15 protein-coding genes are annotated in these 18,319 nt (G+C 64.2%); 4 read left to right on the top strand and 11 right to left on the bottom strand.

Features of this window, described 5'->3' with window-relative positions; translation table 11 throughout:
• Positions 1 to 27 precede the first annotated feature (27 nt).
• From KH389_RS02265 to KH389_RS02255, 3 genes are read left to right on the top strand one after another with little or no spacing between them, the layout of a single operon-like run.
• Positions 28 to 1,203, top strand: coding sequence for an NAD(P)/FAD-dependent oxidoreductase (locus KH389_RS02265; protein ID WP_213606806.1), 1,176 nt, complete (start codon positions 28 to 30; stop codon positions 1,201 to 1,203).
• Entirely contained in the window at positions 1,200 to 2,012 is an 813-nt protein-coding gene (locus KH389_RS02260; protein ID WP_213606804.1) for an aldo/keto reductase, read from the top strand. Before KH389_RS02265 ends, KH389_RS02260 begins: the two co-directional genes overlap by 4 nt.
• Positions 2,013 to 2,052: 40 nt before the next feature.
• Positions 2,053 to 3,006 carry a hypothetical protein gene (locus KH389_RS02255; RefSeq protein WP_043863572.1) on the top strand — a complete coding sequence of 318 codons (954 nt, stop codon included), beginning with the start codon at positions 2,053 to 2,055 and terminating at the stop codon, positions 3,004 to 3,006.
• Between the two features lie 36 nt (positions 3,007 to 3,042).
• Here KH389_RS02255 and hldE read toward each other — a convergent pair whose 3' ends face one another.
• Together hldE and msbA are read right to left on the bottom strand one after the other, a co-directional pair.
• A complete protein-coding gene (gene hldE / locus KH389_RS02250; protein ID WP_058541610.1) occupies positions 3,043 to 4,464 on the bottom strand; it encodes a bifunctional D-glycero-beta-D-manno-heptose-7-phosphate kinase/D-glycero-beta-D-manno-heptose 1-phosphate adenylyltransferase HldE in 1,422 nt (473 codons plus the stop codon).
• Between the two features lie 122 nt (positions 4,465 to 4,586).
• Positions 4,587 to 6,395 carry a lipid A export permease/ATP-binding protein MsbA gene (msbA, locus tag KH389_RS02245; RefSeq protein WP_058541611.1) on the bottom strand — a complete coding sequence of 603 codons (1,809 nt, stop codon included), beginning with the start codon at positions 6,393 to 6,395 and terminating at the stop codon, positions 4,587 to 4,589.
• A gap of 152 nt (positions 6,396 to 6,547) precedes the next feature.
• On the opposite strand from msbA, the gene KH389_RS02240 reads away from it, so the two are divergent.
• Entirely contained in the window at positions 6,548 to 7,153 is a 606-nt protein-coding gene (locus tag KH389_RS02240; protein ID WP_058541612.1) for a BUD32 family EKC/KEOPS complex subunit, read from the top strand.
• On the opposite strand, the gene KH389_RS02235 is transcribed toward KH389_RS02240, so the two are convergent.
• The 9 genes from KH389_RS02235 to putP all read right to left on the bottom strand — a co-directional run bounded on the left by KH389_RS02235 (position 7,139) and on the right by putP (position 17,985).
• Positions 7,139 to 8,251, bottom strand: coding sequence for a glycosyltransferase (locus KH389_RS02235; protein ID WP_058541613.1), 1,113 nt, complete (start codon positions 8,249 to 8,251; stop codon positions 7,139 to 7,141). The two genes, KH389_RS02240 and KH389_RS02235, sit on opposite strands and share 15 nt — an antisense overlap.
• 48 nt (positions 8,252 to 8,299) lie before the next feature.
• Positions 8,300 to 9,073, bottom strand: coding sequence for a glycosyltransferase family 2 protein (locus KH389_RS02230; RefSeq protein ID WP_196933002.1), 774 nt, complete (start codon positions 9,071 to 9,073; stop codon positions 8,300 to 8,302).
• A 71-nt stretch (positions 9,074 to 9,144) separates the two neighbouring features.
• Positions 9,145 to 10,101, bottom strand: coding sequence for a glycosyltransferase family protein (locus tag KH389_RS02225; protein WP_196933003.1), 957 nt, complete (start codon positions 10,099 to 10,101; stop codon positions 9,145 to 9,147).
• Positions 10,102 to 10,150: 49 nt separating this feature from the next.
• Entirely contained in the window at positions 10,151 to 11,560 is a 1,410-nt protein-coding gene (locus KH389_RS02220) for a PIG-L deacetylase family protein (protein WP_196933004.1), read from the bottom strand.
• On the bottom strand, positions 11,557 to 12,453 hold the full coding sequence (locus tag KH389_RS02215) for an antimicrobial resistance protein Mig-14 (protein ID WP_196933005.1): 897 nt from the start codon (positions 12,451 to 12,453) through the stop codon (positions 11,557 to 11,559). The genes KH389_RS02220 and KH389_RS02215 overlap by 4 nt, the downstream gene beginning before the upstream one ends.
• Positions 12,453 to 13,583 carry a glycosyltransferase gene (locus tag KH389_RS02210; protein ID WP_054915750.1) on the bottom strand — a complete coding sequence of 377 codons (1,131 nt, stop codon included), beginning with the start codon at positions 13,581 to 13,583 and terminating at the stop codon, positions 12,453 to 12,455. Before KH389_RS02210 ends, KH389_RS02215 begins: the two co-directional genes overlap by 1 nt.
• On the bottom strand, positions 13,567 to 15,324 hold the full coding sequence (locus KH389_RS02205; protein WP_213606803.1) for a carbamoyltransferase family protein: 1,758 nt from the start codon (positions 15,322 to 15,324) through the stop codon (positions 13,567 to 13,569). Before KH389_RS02205 ends, KH389_RS02210 begins: the two co-directional genes overlap by 17 nt.
• 211 nt (positions 15,325 to 15,535) lie before the next feature.
• Entirely contained in the window at positions 15,536 to 16,372 is an 837-nt protein-coding gene (locus KH389_RS02200) for a 23S rRNA (adenine(2030)-N(6))-methyltransferase RlmJ (protein ID WP_196933006.1), read from the bottom strand.
• Positions 16,373 to 16,500: 128 nt separating this feature from the next.
• Positions 16,501 to 17,985, bottom strand: a complete 1,485-nt coding sequence (gene putP, locus KH389_RS02195) for a sodium/proline symporter PutP (RefSeq protein ID WP_054915751.1) — start codon at positions 17,983 to 17,985, stop codon at positions 16,501 to 16,503.
• Positions 17,986 to 18,319 lie beyond the last annotated feature (334 nt).

Below are 18,319 nucleotides of genomic sequence, written 5' to 3'. Positions count from 1 at the left end.
TCCTGTCTTTGCTTGTGAGGTGCGTGCATGTCATCCGTTATTTCCACCGACGTGCTGATCGTCGGCGCAGGGGTCGCAGGCCTCTGGCTCAATGCCCGCCTGCGCCGCCTGGGCTACTCGACGGTGCTGGTGGAACGCGCCAGCCTCGGTGGCGAGCAGACCCTCAAGTCCCAGGGGATCATCCACGGCGGTGCCAAGTACGCCCTGCACGGTGCGCTCACCGGTGCCTCCGAGGCCATTGCCGACATGCCGCGGCGCTGGCGCAAGGCCCTGGCCGGCAACGGCGAACTGGACCTGAGCGGCGTGCGCCTGCTGTCCGAGGCGCACTACCTGTGGTCGCCCGGCACCCTGGCCGGCAACCTCACCAGCTTCTTCGCCAGCAAGGCGGTACGCGGCCGGGTCGACCAGGTCAAGGGCGACCAGTTGCCCCCTGCCCTGCAGGACCGTGCCTTCAAGGGCAAGGTGTACCGCCTGGCCGAACTGGTGGTGGACGTGCCGAGCCTGCTCGCGCGCCTGGCAGAGCTGGCCGGCGACAGCCTGCTGGCCGGTGAACATATCGAACCGCTGCATGAAGGTGACGAACTGGTCGGCTTGCGTGTCGATGGCCGCGATATCCGCGCCCAGCGCGTGGTGCTCAGCGCCGGTGCCGGCAATGCCGCGCTGCTGCAAAGCCTGGGCCTGAGCCAGCCGGCCATGCAGCGCCGACCGCTGCACATGGTCATGGCCAAGGGCCCGAGCCTCAAGCCGCTGTACGCCCACTGCCTGGGCGGTGGGCCCAAGCCGCGCATCACCGTGACCACCCACCCGGCCGCCGACGGCCAGTGGGTGTGGTACCTGGGCGGCGACCTGGCCGAAGCCGAGGGCGTTGCCCGCGAACCCGAAGCGCAGATCGCTGCCGCCCGCAAGGAGGTCGCGGGGCTGCTGCCCTGGGTCGACCTCAGCCAGGTGCAGTGGGCCACCGTGCGTGTCGACCGCGCCGAACCCGCGCAATCGGGCCTGGTGCGCCCCGACAACGCCTTCCTCGCCGACCAGCAGCGCCTGCTGGTGGGCTGGCCGACCAAGCTGGCCCTGGCACCGGACTTCGCTGACCGCGTGCTGAACAGCCTGGAACGTGACGGTATCAAGCCAGGCAATCTGCCTGCCCTGCCGCCCCTGCCAAAACCGCCCCTGGCACAACCGGTATGGGAGCAACTGCTGCCATGAGCCTGCCGACCCTGCACCCCTATCACCGCCCGCTGGGCAGCACCGGCCTGAGCATTTCCCCGCTGGGGCTGGGCACGGTCAAGCTGGGCCGCGACCAGGGCGTCAAATACCCCAACGGCTTCACCATCCCCGACGACGACGAGGCCCGCCTGCTGCTGCGCCAGGCCCGTGAGCTGGGCATCAACCTGATCGACACCGCACCGGCCTATGGCCGCAGCGAAGAGCGGCTGGGCCCATTGCTGCGCGGCCAGCGCCACGACTGGGTGATCGTCAGCAAGGTCGGCGAAGAGTTCGACGACGGCCACTCGCACTTCGACTTCAGCGCCGCCCACACGCGCCGCTCGGTGGAACGCAGCCTCCAACGCCTTGAAACAGATTGTATCGATCTTGTACTGGTGCATTCCGACGGCAACGATCTGCGCATTCTGCAGCAGGAAGCGGTGTACGAAACCCTGGCCCGACTCAAGCAGGAAGGCAAGATTCGCGGCTTCGGGCTGTCCGGCAAAACCGTCGAAGGGGGGCTGCAGGCCCTGCAAACAGGCGATTGTGCGATGGTTACCTACAACCTCGACGAGCAGGGCGAACGCCCGGTGCTGGACTATGCTGCCGAACACGGCAAGGCCATCCTGGTGAAAAAGGCCCTGGCCAGCGGTCATGCCTGCCTGGCCCCGGGCGTCGACCCGGTGCGGGCCAGCTTCGAGCTGCTGTTTGCCCACCCCGGGGTGAGCAGTGCTATTGTCGGCACCATCAATCCCGTGCACCTGGCCCACAACGTGGGCGTGGTCGCCAAGATCCTGAGCCAGCGCTGAGCCGCCGTCGCGGCCGACCCCAACGCAAGAAGGAGCCGAGATGCCGCGCACGCTGATCCGCAAGAACCCCAGCAACTTCAAGACCCTGCCCCTGCATGTGGAAGCCGGCCCCGAGGGCCTGAGCTACCAGAGCATCGGCATGCCGCTGAACTTTGCCCAGACCCTGCAGCGGCGCAAGGCCATCCAGGTGGCCGACCCCGAGCGTTTCGCCGTGGAGCTGGCCAACCTGGGCGTTTCGGTGCGCCTCACCCTGCAGTGGCAGAACCGCGACTACTGGGTGCTGGTGCGCCAGCGCCGCCAGGACCGCGGTGATGTGGTGCTCAAGCTGATCTCCGGTTACGTGCCCGCTCAGGAGCTGAACCTGCCCTTGCACACGGCCGTGCAGGAAGTGGCCGAGGAATGCCTGCTGGAGACCCCGGAAGGCTGGCTTGGCGGGCGTTTCAACGACACCTGGTTGCCGGCGCCGTACGCCGACGCGCTGCATTACCGTGAAGCGATGCCCTTCGTGCTGACCCCTCACTCGGGGGCCGCGCGACCGGTGCGCTGTGGCAACCAGCCGCTGATCGAGCGACCGCGAGCCTATGTCCACCTGCCCACGGCGTCACTGCAACTGATTTATGACCTGCGCCTGCAAGTGCCCAGGGAAGCCAAATCATTGAGCCTGTTCCATGTGGACGAGCGCCTTGAGGGCGACCAACTGGTGGCACGCCTCAACCGCAGCCGGCCAGACTTGTACCTGATGCCGCTGGAAGACGGACAGCCGCAGGCCGAGCTGTACACCCTGAAGAAGGACCGATTGGTGCCGGCGAGTACACGTGGTATCTACCTGGCCGAAAGCTTTGCCCGCCAGGATGGCTGGCTGGTGCGTGAAGAGCGGATTCGCTGGAAGGACTGGCTGAGGCAGCAGGGGCTGGTGGCGCCCAGGCCGGACTCGAAACTTAAAAGGCTGACGGGCAAGGCCCGCCAGCTGTTGGGGCTGGCGTTGCAGAAGTAGGACGTTTTTGCAGGCCCTAATTGCGGGTCAAGCCACTCAGTTCTTGCGGATCTTCTCCACGATCGCCGTGGTCGAGCTGTTTTCCACCAGCCCCAGCACCTTCACCGTACCGCCATAGGCCTTGACGATATCGGCGCCCACCACCTGATCGATGCCGTAGTCGCCACCCTTGACCAGCACGTCGGGCTTGACCTCGGCAAGCAGGTTTTCCGGGGTGCCTTCGGAGAAGCTGATGACCCAGTCCACTGCCCCCAGCCCCGCCAGCACCGCCATGCGCCGGTCGACACTGTTGATCGGCCGACCCGGCCCCTTCAGGCGACTGACCGAAGCATCGTCATTGACCGCCACGATCAACCGGTCGCCCTGCGCACGCGCCTGCTCCAGGTAGGTCACGTGCCCGGCATGCAGAATGTCGAAGCAGCCATTGGTGAACACGATCTTCTCGTTGTGCGCCCGCGCATCGTCGATGGCCAGCAGCAACTGCTCAAGGCTCAGCACCCCGCGCTCGGAGCCTTCTTCGCGCTGGATGGCGCGGCGCAGTTCCGGCGCGCTGATGGCCGCCGTACCCAGCTTGCCGACCACGATGCCGGCAGCCAGGTTGGCCAGACCGACCGCATGGGGCAGCTCCTCACCGGCGGCGATCGCCGCCGCCAGGGTGGAGATCACGGTATCGCCGGCACCGGTCACATCGAACACTTCACGCGCCCGTGCCGGCAGGTGCATGGCCGGATGGCCCGGGCGCAGCAAGGTCATGCCGTGCTCGCCTCGGGTCACCAGCAAGGCGCCCAGTTCCAGCTCGCGCATCAGCTCGCCGCCCTTGTTGACCAGTTCGGTCTCGTCGGCGCAATGCCCGACGATGGCCTCGAACTCGCCCAGATTCGGCGTGATGACGCTGGCGCCGCGGTAGATCGAGAAATCCTTGCCCTTGGGGTCGGCCAGCACCGGAATGCCCTTGGCCCGCGCGGCCTGGATCAGGCTCTGGTGGTTCTTCAATGCGCCTTTGCCGTAGTCGGACAGCACCAGCACCTTCACCCCTTCGAGCAGGGCGTCGACTTCGGCGCCCAGCGACAGCGGGTCGGTGGCAAAGGGTTCTTCGAAATCGATGCGCAGCAACTGCTGGTGACGGCTCATGACCCGCAGCTTGACGATGGTCGGCTGATGGGCGATGCGCTGGAAGATCGAACGCACCCCCGCTGCCTGCAGGCTGTTGGCCAGGCTGTCGGCGGCCTCGTCCTGGCCGGTGACGCCCACCAGCGAGGCCGGCGCACCCAGGGCGGCAATGTTCAGCGCAACGTTGGCTGCACCACCCGGACGGTCCTCGATCTGCTCGACCTTGACCACCGGTACCGGGGCTTCAGGTGAAATGCGAGAGGTACCGCCATGCCAGTAGCGGTCGAGCATGACATCCCCGACCACCAGTACCGGAGCTTGATCGAAACGCGGCATGGACAACTTCATGGGCAACCCATATAGACAAAATGAACAGGGGCGGGATATTAGCACAGCCCTGGCACCGGCCTGTTCGGCGCCGGTAACCTGCTGTGACAACCAGGGCGCAGAACGCGCCCTGGCAGGGTGACTCAGGTGATATCGGCCTTGGCCGGCTCGTCCAGGCCCATGGCGTGCAGGCGCGCGTAATAGCCGTTTTCGGCCAGCAACTGGCCATGCGTGCCACGCTCGACGATGCGCCCCTGATCCATCACCAGGATCAGGTCGGCCTTCTCGATGGTCGACAGGCGGTGCGCGATCACCAGGGTGGTACGGCCTTTCATCACCTGGTCCAGGGCGGCCTGGATGTGCCGCTCCGACTCGGTATCGAGGGCCGAGGTGGCCTCGTCCAGAATCAGCAGCGGTGCATTCTTGAGCAGGGCCCTGGCGATCGCCAGACGCTGGCGCTGGCCGCCGGACAGCAGCACGCCGTTCTCGCCGACCTCGGTGTCCAGCCCTTGGGGCAACTGATCGATGAACTCCTTGGCATAGGCATCGGCTGCCGCAGCCTCGATCTGCTCGCGCGGCGCACCGGCCAGGTCACCGTAGGCGATGTTGTTGGCCACGGTGTCGTTGAACAGGGTCACATGCTGGGTCACCTGGGCAATGTGCCGACGCAGGTTACGCAGGCGGTACTGCTCCACCTCCACGCCATCGAGCAGGATCTCGCCCTCGGCATGCGGGTAGAAACGCGGTATCAGGCTGGCCAGGGTCGACTTGCCGCTGCCCGAACGCCCAACCAGCGCCACCATCTGACCCGGCTCGGCGGTGAAGCTGATGTCATCGAGCACGCGGCGCTCGCTACCCGGGTAGGTGAAGCTCAGGTGACGTACATCCAGGCGCCCGGTAACCCGGTCGCGCTCGACGGTGCCGTGGTCGACTTCCGGCTCCACATCCAGCTGCTCGAAGATGCTCTCGGCCCCCGACACACCCTTCTGGATGGTCGAGCTGACTTCCGACAGCTGGCGGATCGGCTTGGGCAGCAGGCCGGCCGCGGTAATGTAGGCCACCAGGTCGCCGGCGGTGGAGTCGCCGCGCAGGTACAGCACCAGGAACATCAGCACGGCCATGGCCGAGTAGATCACCAGTTGCAGCATCGGTGTGTATACCGCGCTGGTCTTGGTCATGCGCAGCTGCTTCTCGGTGTTGCTCTGGCTGGCATCGGCGAAGCGCTGCTGCTCGTAGTTCTCGCCCCCGAAACTGCGCACCACGCGATAGCCCTGGATGGTCTCGGACGCGACATGCGTCACATCGCCCATGGCCACTTGGATCTTCTTGCTCTGCTTGCGGAATTTCTTGCTCGAACTGCTGACCATCAGCGCGATCAGCGGCAGGATCGCCAGCATCACGATGGTCAGCTTCCAGTTCATCCACAGCAGATAGCCGAACAGGAACACCACGGTCAGGCCTTCGCGGATCACCACCTTGATTGCATCGGTGGCGGCGCCGGTGACCATGGTCACGTTGAAGGTGATACGCGAAATCAGGTGTCCGGAGTTGTGGCTGTCGAAATAGCGGTTGGGCAGTACCAGCAGCTTGTTGAACAACTCCACCCGCAGGTCGTGCACCAGGCCCAGGGAAACCTTGGCCAGAAAGAAGTTGCCCAGAAACGAGCCCAAGCCCTGCCAGGCGGCGATCAGCACGATCAGCAGCGGCACGGCCTGCAACAGTTGGAGGTCACGCAGGTAAGGCACGTTGGGGAACAACACCGCTTCGGGATTGCTCAGCCCATCGACGAAATACTTGAGGATGCCCGCCAGCATGGGCTGGGTCGAGGCGAATATCACGAAGCCGAGGATACTCAGCAGGAAAATGCCAATGTAGGGCTTTACGTAGGTCAACAGTCGGAAATAGATCTTCAGACTGGAGCTCTGCTGCGCCGTGCGCGGTGTTTCAGCCATCTTCGAGCTCACTGTTCAGGTTGAACGATCGATTTTATCACAGCCTGCCGATTGGGCACGCGCCCGGTCCGGCATGCTGGCGTGGTGCATTGGTGAAGTTTTCGGCATTATGCCCTGTCTTTCCTGCTCGCTACTTCGACAAGGCCATCTACATGCAATGCTCCCGGCTCCCTCAGGCCGACCTCAACCAACTGATCGTCGGTGCCCAGATACTGGAAGCTGACAGCTACGGTGCGAAAGTCTACCTGCTAGAGAACGGCAATATCCTTAAACTTTTCCGGCGCAAGCGCCTGCTGTCGTCGGCGTTGCTGCGCCCCTACTCCCGCCGCTTCATCGACAACGCCGCCAGGCTGGAGCAGTTGGGCATTCCGACTCTGCGTGTATTGGCGCATTACCGCCTGGAAAAGCCCGGCATGACGGCGGTGCTGTACCACCCCCTGCCCGGCCAGACGCTGAGCCAGCTCAGCCGCAAGGAAGGTTTCAGCTGGCAGCAGGCACTGCCGGACATGGTCCGCCTGGTACGGACCCTGCATCGATCGGGGGTGTATTTTCGCTCGCTGCACCTGGGCAACATCGTGGTGACGCCCGACCAGCAGTGGGGGCTGATCGATGTGGCGGACATGCGTTTTCTGCGCGGGCCGCTGAGCCGGCGCATGATCAAGCGCAACATACAGCACTTTGGCCGCTACCTGTCACGTGAAAAACTCGACGGGAGCTTCCCCCTCGCCGAGCTGGAGCAGGCTCTACTGACTCCCTGAGTCAGGCTTGACCGCCCACATTTCCCGCAGGGTTCGACTGAAGCACTCCCAGGCTTGCTCCGGGGCCAGCGAGCGGTGCTGCGCCTGGGCAACGGCGGTTGCCGGCAGGCTGGCGCAACGCTCGATGGCAGCGGCCCACTCCTGCACGTCACCGACCCGTGCGTAAAGACCGCTATCACCCAACTGTTCATGGAACACCGGCAGGTCACTGCACAGTACCGGCACGCCGGCAATGACTGCCTCCTGCAGTACCAGGCCCAGGCCCTCGGCCCGGGAAGGCACGAGCAACCAGTCGAACGCCTGGTACAGGCGGCCCAGAATGTCACAATGCCCTGTCAGCGATACCTTGCCCTGCAGACCCAGCGCCTGGATCTTTTGCTGCAGCAATGGCCGCTCGGGGCCTTCGCCGAGAATGACCAGGCGCAGATCGGGTTGCGTCCGGCTAGCGGCGGCAAATGCATCGATCAGGTAGTCGAACCCCTTGTCCATGACCAGGCGACCGACAGCCCCCATGATCCGCACACCGGGCTCCCTCAACCCCATGACCTCGCGCGCTTGCTGTGCTGTCAGTTGCTCGTCACAAAAACGGGTAGGTTCCAACGCGGTACGCAAGGCCGTCACCTTCAGGCCCAGCTCGGCCTGCAATGACGCCGCCAGCGTGGCCGACACCGCCACCAGTGACAGCTGCGCCGGCTTGAACCCGCACAACAGCGCCACATCCCTGGGGTGCAAACGGGTCTTGCCGTGAAACACCACAGTAGCCTTCACCTCAGGCAACCCCCTGAGAACAGGCAGTATCAGGCGCGATACCCCCAGCCCATCGAGCAGCAATGCGTCGGCTTGGGCTTCGATCAACGCCTTGCGTAGACGAGCGCGTAACCAAGGCTGCAGCAGCCCCCATACATGACGGCCCTTTATCAGGCGTTGCGGCAAGTTCCATTCTCGAGACGGCCCAGGAACACACGCCGCCCCCTGACCTTGCAACAGCCAGCTGTTCACGGAAATCTCAGGAGGCACCAATGAAAGGATCTGCTGATGGACCTTGTGCACCGAGACGAACGGCGAGCCACCAGCCCACATGATATTGATGACGTTCACTGGCCAGCCCACCTTGATTCACATATTACTGAAAAGACAGAAAACAACTCACAAAAAAAGAAGAGCAAGGCCCACTCCCACCACCAACCCCACTATTACCGCCAACGTCAACCGCACACGCTCGCGCTGCTTGCGACGTACCTTGCGCAGCCGCTCCTCAGGCACCGTGACATGATTGCCGAATCCGGTGTGCAGCACCGCATCGCCTTCAAGGGCCACAGCGGTCAGCTCAAGTTCGGCATACCGCTTTGAAAGCGACTTCTCGCCGCTATGCGCAGCGAAAGGTGCACATAGATGATAGTCACTCAGGCGTCGCAGCCCAGGGTTCAGCGAGAAAGACTGCCACTCGGGCTTGTCCGAGAGCAGCGGGTAGCAAGGGACCCCAGCGATGATCTCGCGCTCGCCCAGGTGAATGTAGGGGCTGTTGACATTGAGGTCGTAGACGAAATTGCGCAGCCATACCTGCAGCAGTTTCGGCCGCGCCTCGAGAATCACCTGCGAATCTTCGACGAAGGCCGGGCGATAGAACCGCCAGTCATCTTCGCAATGAAAGATGTACGGGGTTTTGACATGACCGTAAGCCAGATCGATCGACGCCAGCTGCCCAAGCTTGGGCTTGTTCACGAACACCGTGCAGTAAGGCTTCCAGTGCTCCGGAATGGCGTCGTGCACGGCCTCGTCACCGCTGTCTTCGGTGATGAAAACCTCACGGATAGGCGCTGTGTTGAACTGATCGAAACTGTCCAGCGTCAGCTTGAGCAGATCGAACCGCCCACAGCTGGTCACTACCAGCGTCACATCACTCTTTTCACTAAATTGCACAGCAACCCCCGGTAAATGCGTCCATGCAGTTGCAACCTCTCCAGTCCGTTCAGGCTGCACGCCCAGTGGAGTCAGACCTCCAGTTTCAGACGCAGACGCTGCCAAGCGCTCAGTGGTGGGTGAGGACGGAGTACCGGCTGCAACTGCTCGACAATACTGCGCCCGACCTGGGCGAAACTGAAACGTGAAACCGCCAGATCACGGCCGTTGGTGGCGATACGCTGCACCAGGGCCTCGTCGGCACGCAGGACCTTCAACTTGGCCTGCAACTGGGCAATGCTGCCATACAGTACGACGTTGTGCATGTCCTGCAAACCCAGCGCACGATTCTCCGCCTCGCCCTGGTCGAACGCCAGCAGCACGCAACCGCAGGCCATGGCCTCGAAGTTCTTGATCATGTACTCACCCATGCCGACGTCGGCGCTGACGAAGAAACGAATGCGGTTGAGCGTGTCGCAATACTCGGCACCCGAATTGGTACGGGTCACCACCAGGTTCTCGACTTGCCCCAGCTCGTCGAGCAACGCCTTGCGGCCGCTGTAGGCCACACTGTTGGTGCTGCCGACGAAGGCAAGTTCCATGTCCCGCTCGCGCCCCTGGTCGGCCAGCAACTGCTGGTCGTAGCCCTTGGGCACGAACACCGCGTCGAAGCCTTCCTGGCGCAGACGCTCGCTGACCATGTAACCCGAGCTGATCACCCGGGCCCAGGGCAGCTTGCGGTAATGCGCGCTGAACTTGCCGGTGTACTTGCACGGAATGTAGTTCTGGTAGGCATCGTGCTCCAGAATGACCAGATTGGGCACGGTACGGATGAAACCGACCTGACGGATCTCCTGCTTGAAGCGCAGGAAGAAGATGATGCGGTCGTACCGGGTGACGTCCACCTCGCGGCGAAAATACCCGCGCAGGTCGCGCTGTTCGGCACTGCTCAACCAGCGCAGGTCGCATTCGCAATGGGCCGCAACCCCTTCGTACAGCCGGTCAAGAATGGCCCGCTGTTCCTTCTGCACCAGAAATAGAACTTTCATTGTCTTCCTTGCGGCGCTCGGGCCACAGCTATGCATTCATGCACCGGGTTCAGAGGTCCCGGCGCCAGAACAATTCGTGTCGACGTACCGCCTTGCGGAAGAACTCGTTCTCACCGTAAGGCGAAGGCTGACGCCCGGCCAGCCAACGTTGCAGCAGGCGACGCAGGCGACGCTTGAAGGGTGCACGCGGCTGCAGGTCATGCATCATGCCCAGGGCCATGGCCTTGTCGCGCTGGGTGTCCAGCGTCAGGCTCAGGCTGTAGGGCGCCCAGGCCTGGCCAGGCTCGACCTGCGGCGGCAAGGCAATGCCGGAACCGCTGTCACCCATCGGCCAGCGATCGTTGTCATGCAGGTGGTTGGCGTAGTACAGCACGCTCTCGGGCTGCCATTGCAGGCCGTGCAACGCTTCGAGCACGGCGGCCTGGGCACACAGGTGGTCCGGATGCGGGTCCAGGGTCGGGTGCGGCATCACCAGCACCTGTGGGCGCGCCTGCATGATCAGTGCACGCAGGTCGGCCAGCAGGTTGTTCCAGGTGGGCGCGCCGTCCTGGTCGCCCGGCAGCGACAGGGCGTTGAGCTGGCGGAACAGCCGCGTATCGCTCAGGTCGGCTTCGCGTGAGGCGACGGGCTGATCCGATGCGGCCTGCATGGCGGGCAACTGCAGGCAGAAATAGCCCAGTTGCACGCACTGCGCTTCTGGCACACCGGCCCAGCGCGGTACGGCGATACTGTCCCACGCGCGCAAGCGGCCCTTCAGGCGTGCGGCCTGCGCAGGCTCCAGGCCCATCTGCTGGTAATGCTCGGCCTCGATCTCGCCGGCCGTAAGCGTCACGACCCACGCCTCTTCGGCCTGGCTGTACAGCCCGTAGGCGGCCAGTTCCGCATCGTCGGCGTGGGGCGCAATCACCATCACCCGGCGCTGGCGCAGGTCGCTGGCGCGCACCACGATCAGCGACGCAGCCTCGACCACCCGGCAGCAACGCCCGCGGATGCGCAGAGTGCCGGCCAGCAGCGCCGGCGCCTGCCCGGTCAGATTGAGGTAGCGCAGTCCGTCGACCCCGCGCTCCAAGCCCTGCAGGTCCGCCTCCCCCTCGCCCGACACCTCGACGCCAGGGTCGCGAAAACGCCCCAGCAGCGAGCTTTTGACACGCACCTGCAGCACCAGCGTCTCATCGCCCGACAGGCTCAATGATGCCGGCGCACGCAGCACCAGGCCATCCAGCGACACCGGCACGCGCTCGCAGGGTTCAGGGAACTCGTACAGATAATCATCACCTGGCGAATAGAACAGGTGATCGGCAAACCATGCCTCGTGAGCCACCCACAACAGCGGCAACAGCATCAGCGCCAGCCACCATTTCACCAGCACGCCCAGGGCGATCAGCACCACCAGAGCGACCAGCAGGCCCACGCGCTTGTTGCGCCGATGGCGCCTGAGCAACTGCTGCTTGCGGCTCACACCTGAAACACCGGCACGGGGTTGCACCATCGGTCCTTGTACTCGCGATCGGCGCGGCCGAAGGAGAACCGCAGCGGCTTGTTCAGCGCACGCGCGGCTTCCCAGGCGCTCTGGGTGTTGAGAAAGCTCAGCACGCTGCCCGGGCTGAACGCACGCGTCTCGGGGTCGACGCCGCCGTTGACGTACTCGACGCTGACCCACTCGGAAGCCTCGACGCGGTACACCAGCTGGATCGCGATCGGCTTGTCTTCCAGAAACAGCACCGAGCCGATCAGCAACGCGCGCAGGCGTTCGACCATCTCGGCCATGCGCTCGGCACCGGTGGCCGCAAAGCCCCAGCGGCGCTGGAACAGGTCGCAATACATCGACGCGATCTCGGCACTGGTGAACTCGGTGATGGCCCGCACCTGCCCACCCGCCTCTTCCAGCAAACGCAGTTCGCGGCGCTGGTTGTAGCGAAACTTCTTCGACAGTTCTTCGGGCTGGCGTGCCATGGCCAGGGCTTCGGGCTGCGCCTTGAGGCCGCTGAAACGGCCCTGGTTGAGCTCGGACAGGTAGCGCCCGGCATGGCGCAGCGGCGCCTGTGCATCGGCAGCGGCCGGCAGAATCAGCTCGGCATTGCCCAGGTCGAACAGGCCCTTCTTGCCCCGGCGCTTGAGCACGTCCTTGGACAGTGCCAGGTAGCGGTCCCAGGTGGGGATGGCCGCCTTCAGTTCGTCACCCTGGTACCAGCCCAGGTAACGCACCGGAATATCGGCCATCTCGGCCAGTTGCGCGAGCACCAGCGGGTGGGTCGCCACACTGCCGCCAAAGCGCTGCCAGGCGTCGGCGTAGGCCGGCGCATCGATCACGCGCCAGCCGCGCTCACGCCAGCCTTGTACATAATTGAGCATCAGGCCTGCCCCGTCAGTTCGACAACCTGGGGAAGGTGCCAGAAAGTCTCGCGCACGGCCGTGTCGGAGAAGCGTTCGCGCAGGCGCTCGAGCATGCGCTCGGCACAGGCCTGGCGTTGCGCCTGGTCCAGCTCGGCCAGGTGTTGCAGGCCTTGCGCCAGACGCTCGGCATCCCCGAGCGGGAACAGGATGCCGACACCTTCGACCACTTCCTTGGCGCCACCGCAAGCGGTGGCCAGCAATGGCACGCCGGCCACCATCGCTTCGAGCAGCACCATGCCGAAAGGCTCGTGGTCCGAGCTCAGGGCAAACACGTCGAAGGCACTGAAATAGCGCCGTGCATCCGGTACCTGGCCGAGAAAGTCCACCTGTGCGGCAATACCCAGCGCCTCGGCCTGCGCCTTGAGCGCGTGCTCCAGGCGGCCGGTGCCCAGCACCGCCAGGCGGGCGCCTGCCGGCAGTGCCGGCAGCGCCTGGGCAAACCCGCGCAGCAAGGTGGCCTGGTCCTTGTCCGGATGCAGGCGGCCGACATTGCCGACGATCCACGCCTTCGCATCCAGGCCCAGGGCCTGGCGCGCCTGCGCGGCGGGCACCAGACTGGCCTGCAGGGCGTCGATATCGATGCGGTTGTACAGCGTCTGGATACGCTCGGCCGGCCACTTGGGCAGGCACTGGCGCATGTCGTCGCGCACCGCGTCCGACACCCCGAGCAGGCTCAGGCGTTTGCTGAACAGGTTGGCGAACAGCTGGCGGGTACGCCGCTGGTAGTCGCCAAAGGCGTGGTGCACGCCGATCACCGGCAGGCGGGTGGCCAGCAGGGCGATGTAGATCGGCTTGAAGCGGTGGGCGATGCAGAAGCTGAATCGGCGCGACGCGGCAATGCGGCGCAGTTCGCGAATCGCGCCCAGCTTCAAGCCACGAATGGCCTTGGAGCTGAACTCGAGAAACAGCACTTCATCGCTCGCACAGCCCGCCGCCACCTGCGGATCGGCGGCGCCGGTGAGAAACACCGTGGTGACGCGGTAGCCCTTGCCCGCGAACAGGCTGGCGTACTGACGGGCGCAATCGAGAAACGGCCCGTCATAGCCGTGGCAAAACTGCAGGACGTGCCGTTCAGCCAACGCTGTCATAAGCTTTCGCGCCGTCCTTGACCACCAGGATGTCTTCCATGATCAGGTACTGCAGGTCCGAGCCGAAGAACATGTTCAGGGCATCGGTCGGCGAGCAGATCATCGGTTCGCCACGACGGTTGAGCGAGGTATTGAGCGACACGCCGTTGCCGGTCAGGGTCTCCAGCGCCTTCATCATGTCGTAGTAGCGCGGGTTGTACTCGCGCTTGAGCACCTGGGCCCGCGAGGTGCCATCTTCGTGGACCACTTCCGGCACGCGGGTCTTCCACTCTTCAGCCACTTCGAAGGTGAAGGTCATGAACGGGGCCGGGTGATCGATCTTGATCATCTGCGGCGCCACGGTGTCGAGCATCGACGGGCAGAAAGGCCTCCAGCGCTCGCGGAACTTGATCTGGTGGTTGATGCGGTCGGCCACGCCCGGCACGCTCGGGCAGCCGATGATCGAACGTCCGCCCAAGGCCCGCGGGCCGAACTCCATGCGACCCTGGAACCAGGCCACCGGGTTGCCGTCGACCATGATCCGGGCGATCTGCTCGGGCATGTTGTCCAGCTTGCGCCAGGTCGGCTTGTGTTCGTGACGGGCGCAGGCGGCGATCACGTCCTCGTTGCTGTACGCCGGGCCGAGGTAGACGTGTTCCATCTTCTCGACCGGTACGCCACGGGCGTGGGACACAAAGGCGGCAGCACCGACTGCGGTGCCGGCGTCGCCCGAGGCGGGCTGCACGAACAGCTCCTTCACGTCGGGACGGGCGATGATCTTCTGGTTCAGCTTGACGTTCAGCGCGCAGCCGCCGGCAAAGGCCAGCTTGCCGGTTTCCTTGAGCACGTCACCCAGGTAGTAGTCGATCATCTGCAGCGCGAGCTTCTCGAACAGCGCCTGCATGCTGGCCGCATAGTGGATGTACGGCTCGTCGGCGATGTCGCCTTCGCGCTTGGGGCCCAGCCACTCGATCAGCTTGGGCGAGAAGTAGAAACCCTTGCCCTTCTCTTTATAGCGGCGCAGGCCGATGACGTTGGCGTAGTCGGTGTTGATCTCCAGCTCGCCGTTTTCGAAGCTGGCCAGGCGCGAGAAGTCATACTTGCTGGCGTCGCCATACGGCGCCATGCCCATGACCTTGAACTCGCCGTCGAGCATTTCGAAGCCCAGGAACTCGGTGATCGCGCCGTACAGGCCGCCGAGGGAGTCCGGGTCGAAGAATTCCTTGATCTTGTGGATCTTGCCGTTTTCGCCGTAGCCGAAGAACGTGGTGGCGTACTCGCCCTTGCCGTCGATGCCCAGGATCGCGGTCTTTTCCTTGAAACCCGAGCAGTGGTAGGCGCTGGAGGCGTGGGCCAGGTGGTGCTCGACCGGTTCGATCTTGATCTTTTTCGGATCGAAGCCCAGTTGTTCCAGGCACCAGACGATCTTGTTGCGGTAGCGCTTGTAGCGACGGTTGCCCATCAGCAGCGCGTCGAGGGCGCGATCCGGGGCGTACCAGTAACGCTTGGCGTAGTGCCAGCGGGCCTTGCCGAACAGGCTGATGGGGGCGAACGGAATCGCTACCACATCGACATCGGACGGCTTGATGCCGGCCTGTTCGAGGCAGAACTTCGCCGATTCGTAGGGCATGCGGTTCTTTGCATGTTTGTCGCGCACGAAGCGCTCTTCTTCAGCGGCGGCAATCAGCTTGCCGTCGATGTACAGGGCCGCGGAAGGATCATGGCTAAGGGCGCCGGACAGGCCAAGAATCGTCAATGCCAAGGGTCTAGCCTCTTCAAATCTGTAGATGTGCGCCCCGGCCTCATGGGCGGGTGGCAGCGAAAGGGCGGGATTATAGCGTAAAGCGTGGTACGGAGTGCAGGGCGCACTGCTGGCGTGGAACCCATCGCGGGTCAAGCCCGCTCCCACAAGGACATCATTGCCTCTGTGGGAGCGGGCTTGACCCGCGATAGGCCAACACATTCACAACACCCTACTCGGCAATCAGCCAGTCCATGCGCCAGCTGCCCTGGGTCTGCCCCAGCACCTGGGCCAGCCACGGCAGCAGTGCGCGCAGCTCTTCTTCCAGGCCCCATGGCGGGTTGGCGATCGCCAGGCCAGAGCCGTTCAAGCCCTGCGGGCTGTCCTGCGGGTGCACGTACAGCTCCACCCGCAGCAGCTTCGGCGCACCGGTGCTGGTCAGGTCCTGATAGAAACGCACCAGCTGGCGCTGGTCCTTGATCGGGTACCAGATGGCCGCGACCGTCTGGCGCATGCGGCCAATCGTCTCCTTCATCGCCACCGTGCAGCGCTTGAGCTCGTCGGCCTGCTCGAAGGGCGGGTCGATCAGCATCACCGCGCGCTTCTCCTGCACCGGCAGCAAGGCCCTCGGCACATGCCAGCCCTCGCCCAGGTGCACCGCCACGCGTGGGTCCTTCTTCATGTTTTCCTTGAGCAGGCGCCCGTCTTCGGGGTGCTTCTCGTTGAGCAGCACGCGGTCCTGCTGGCGTGCCAGGCGCCGTGCCAGCTCGGGCGACCCCGGGTAGTAGCGCAGCTCGCCGTCGGGGTTCATCTTGCGCAGGATGCGCAGGTAATCGGCCGTCACCTCGGGCAGGTCGTCGCGCCCCCAGAGCCGGCCGATGCCTTCCACCCACTCGCCGGTGCGGGTCGCCTGGTCGCCCTGCAGGTCATACAGGCCAAGGCCGGCGTGGGTGTCGAGGTAGGCGAACGGCTGCTCCTTGCGCGACATCAGCGCAATCAGCCGGGTCAATACGAGGTGTTTGAACACGTCGGCGTGGTTGCCGGCGTGAAAGGCGTGACGATAGTTCATGGCAACTCCTGCAAGGCCCGGAAGTTTACCCTGTCAGGCCCGCGCCGTCAGGTGACAGCCGCCAGAATGACAACGGCCCGACCTCCAGAAGGGGCCGGGCCGTTGCCGGACAGCATGATGCAGCCGTGTTACTTGTCGGCGTGGAACGCCGCTTCAGCGGTTTCGAAACGCTTGACCATCGCAGCCGACGGGCTGCCCGCCTTGCTCACGAAGTAGATCGCCAGCGATGCGAACAGGAAGCCCGGGATGATTTCGTAAAGGCCCATGGTGTCGAACTGCTTCCACAGGATCACGGTCACCGCGCCCACCACGATACCGGCCAGTGCGCCGTTGCGGGTCATGCCCTTCCACAGTACCGAAATCAGCACCACCGGGCCGAAGGCGGCACCGAAGCCGGCCCAGGCGTAGGCCACCAGGCCCAGCACGCGGTTGTCCGGGTTGGCGGCCAGCGCGATGGCGATCAGCGCAACCGCCAGCACCATCAGGCGACCGACCCATACCAGCTCGACCTGCGAGGCGTTCTTGCGCAGGAAGGTCTTGTAGAAGTCTTCGGTCAGGGCGCTGGAGCACACCAGCAGCTGGCAGCTCAGGGTACTCATCACTGCTGCCAGGATGGCCGACAGCAGCACACCGGCAATCCACGGGTTGAACAGGATCTTGGCCAGTTCGATGAACACGCGCTCGTGGTTCTCGGTGACCGGGCCGGCCACTTCAGGGTGCGCCGAGAAGTAGGCGATGCCGAAGAAGCCCACGGCCACGGTACCGGCCAGGCACAGGATCATCCAGGTCATGGAGATGCGACGGGCATTGGCGATCGATTTCACCGAGTCTGCCGCCATGAAGCGCGCCAGGATGTGCGGCTGGCCGAAGTAGCCCAGGCCCCAGCCCATCAGCGAGATGATGCCGATGAAGGTCGCGCCCTTGAACATGTCGAAGTTGCCCGCGCCCTGGGCTTCGATGGCCAGGAAGGTGGTGTCGAAGCCGCCGGTGGCGATCAGCACGATCACCGGGGTCAGGATCAGCGCGAAGATCATCAGCGTGGCCTGCACGGTATCGGTCCAGCTCACCGCCAGGAAGCCACCGACGAAGGTGTAGGCGATGGTGGCAGCAGCACCGGCCCACAGCGCCGTTTCATACGACATGCCGAAGGTGCTTTCGAACAGGCGGGCACCGGCCACGATGCCGGAGGCGCAATAGATGGTGAAGAACACCAGGATCACGATTGCCGAAATGATGCGCAGCAGGCCGCTGTGGTCTTCGAAACGGCTGGCGAAATAGTCCGGCAGGGTCAGCGCGTCGCCGTTGTGCTCGGTCTGCACGCGCAGGCGGCCGGCCACGAACAGCCAGTTCAGGTAGGCACCGACGGTCAGGCCGATGGCGATCCAGGCTTCGGAAAGGCCCGACATGTAGATGGCGCCCGGCAGGCCCATCAGCAACCAGCCGCTCATGTCCGAGGCACCGGCCGAGAGCGCGGTCACCACGCTGCCGAGGCTGCGGCCACCGAGGATGTAGTCGGAAAGGTTGTTGGTGGAGCGATAGGCCATGAAGCCGATCAGCACCATTGCCGCGATGTAGATCACGAACGTGATCGTGAGTGGATTGCTAAAACTCATTGTTGCGCCCTGGCGTTTGTTTTTATGTAGTGACAGCCGCTAACGGTTGCACCCAGGCGGCGAATCCTATGCAACAACGCGAACAAGGTGCAACCAGTTTCTTCAGTCAAGTTGCACCTGGTCGGATATTTCGCATAACAACGTGTTTTTGCTCCATTTGGGAGCAAAAACCGCCGTTTACATAAGCAAATGCACCTTGAACAGCCATTTATGCTGCGGGGTTTTAGCCACCGGACGAGTTGCACTCCTCAACGCGATTATTTGGGTTGCACTAGGTTGCACCCACAAAGGCGCCCGGCTAATCTTGGCGCCAGCTTAGCCACGGCCCAGTGGC

Source organism: Pseudomonas qingdaonensis (genome assembly GCF_018398475.1).
Lineage (GTDB): Bacteria > Pseudomonadota > Gammaproteobacteria > Pseudomonadales > Pseudomonadaceae > Aquipseudomonas > Aquipseudomonas palmensis.
The sequence above is the reverse complement of the archived record's forward strand: the minus strand, read 5'-3'. Positions and strand labels throughout refer to the sequence as shown.

What these genes read in the sequence shown, in the direction of transcription:
- KH389_RS02265 (WP_213606806.1), top strand. Translation starts at nt 28, where the DNA reads ATGTCATCCGTTATTTCCACCGACGTGCTGATCGTCGGCGCAGGGGTC.
- KH389_RS02260 (WP_213606804.1), top strand. Translation starts at nt 1,200, where the DNA reads ATGAGCCTGCCGACCCTGCACCCCTATCACCGCCCGCTGGGCAGCACC.
- KH389_RS02255 (WP_043863572.1), top strand. Translation starts at nt 2,053, where the DNA reads ATGCCGCGCACGCTGATCCGCAAGAACCCCAGCAACTTCAAGACCCTG.
- hldE (WP_058541610.1), bottom strand. Translation starts at nt 4,464, where the DNA reads ATGAAGTTGTCCATGCCGCGTTTCGATCAAGCTCCGGTACTGGTGGTC.
- msbA (WP_058541611.1), bottom strand. Translation starts at nt 6,395, where the DNA reads ATGGCTGAAACACCGCGCACGGCGCAGCAGAGCTCCAGTCTGAAGATC.
- KH389_RS02240 (WP_058541612.1), top strand. Translation starts at nt 6,548, where the DNA reads ATGCAATGCTCCCGGCTCCCTCAGGCCGACCTCAACCAACTGATCGTC.
- KH389_RS02225 (WP_196933003.1), bottom strand. Translation starts at nt 10,101, where the DNA reads ATGAAAGTTCTATTTCTGGTGCAGAAGGAACAGCGGGCCATTCTTGAC.
- KH389_RS02215 (WP_196933005.1), bottom strand. Translation starts at nt 12,453, where the DNA reads ATGCTCAATTATGTACAAGGCTGGCGTGAGCGCGGCTGGCGCGTGATC.
- KH389_RS02210 (WP_054915750.1), bottom strand. Translation starts at nt 13,583, where the DNA reads ATGACAGCGTTGGCTGAACGGCACGTCCTGCAGTTTTGCCACGGCTAT.
- KH389_RS02200 (WP_196933006.1), bottom strand. Translation starts at nt 16,372, where the DNA reads ATGAACTATCGTCACGCCTTTCACGCCGGCAACCACGCCGACGTGTTC.
- putP (WP_054915751.1), bottom strand. Translation starts at nt 17,985, where the DNA reads ATGAGTTTTAGCAATCCACTCACGATCACGTTCGTGATCTACATCGCG.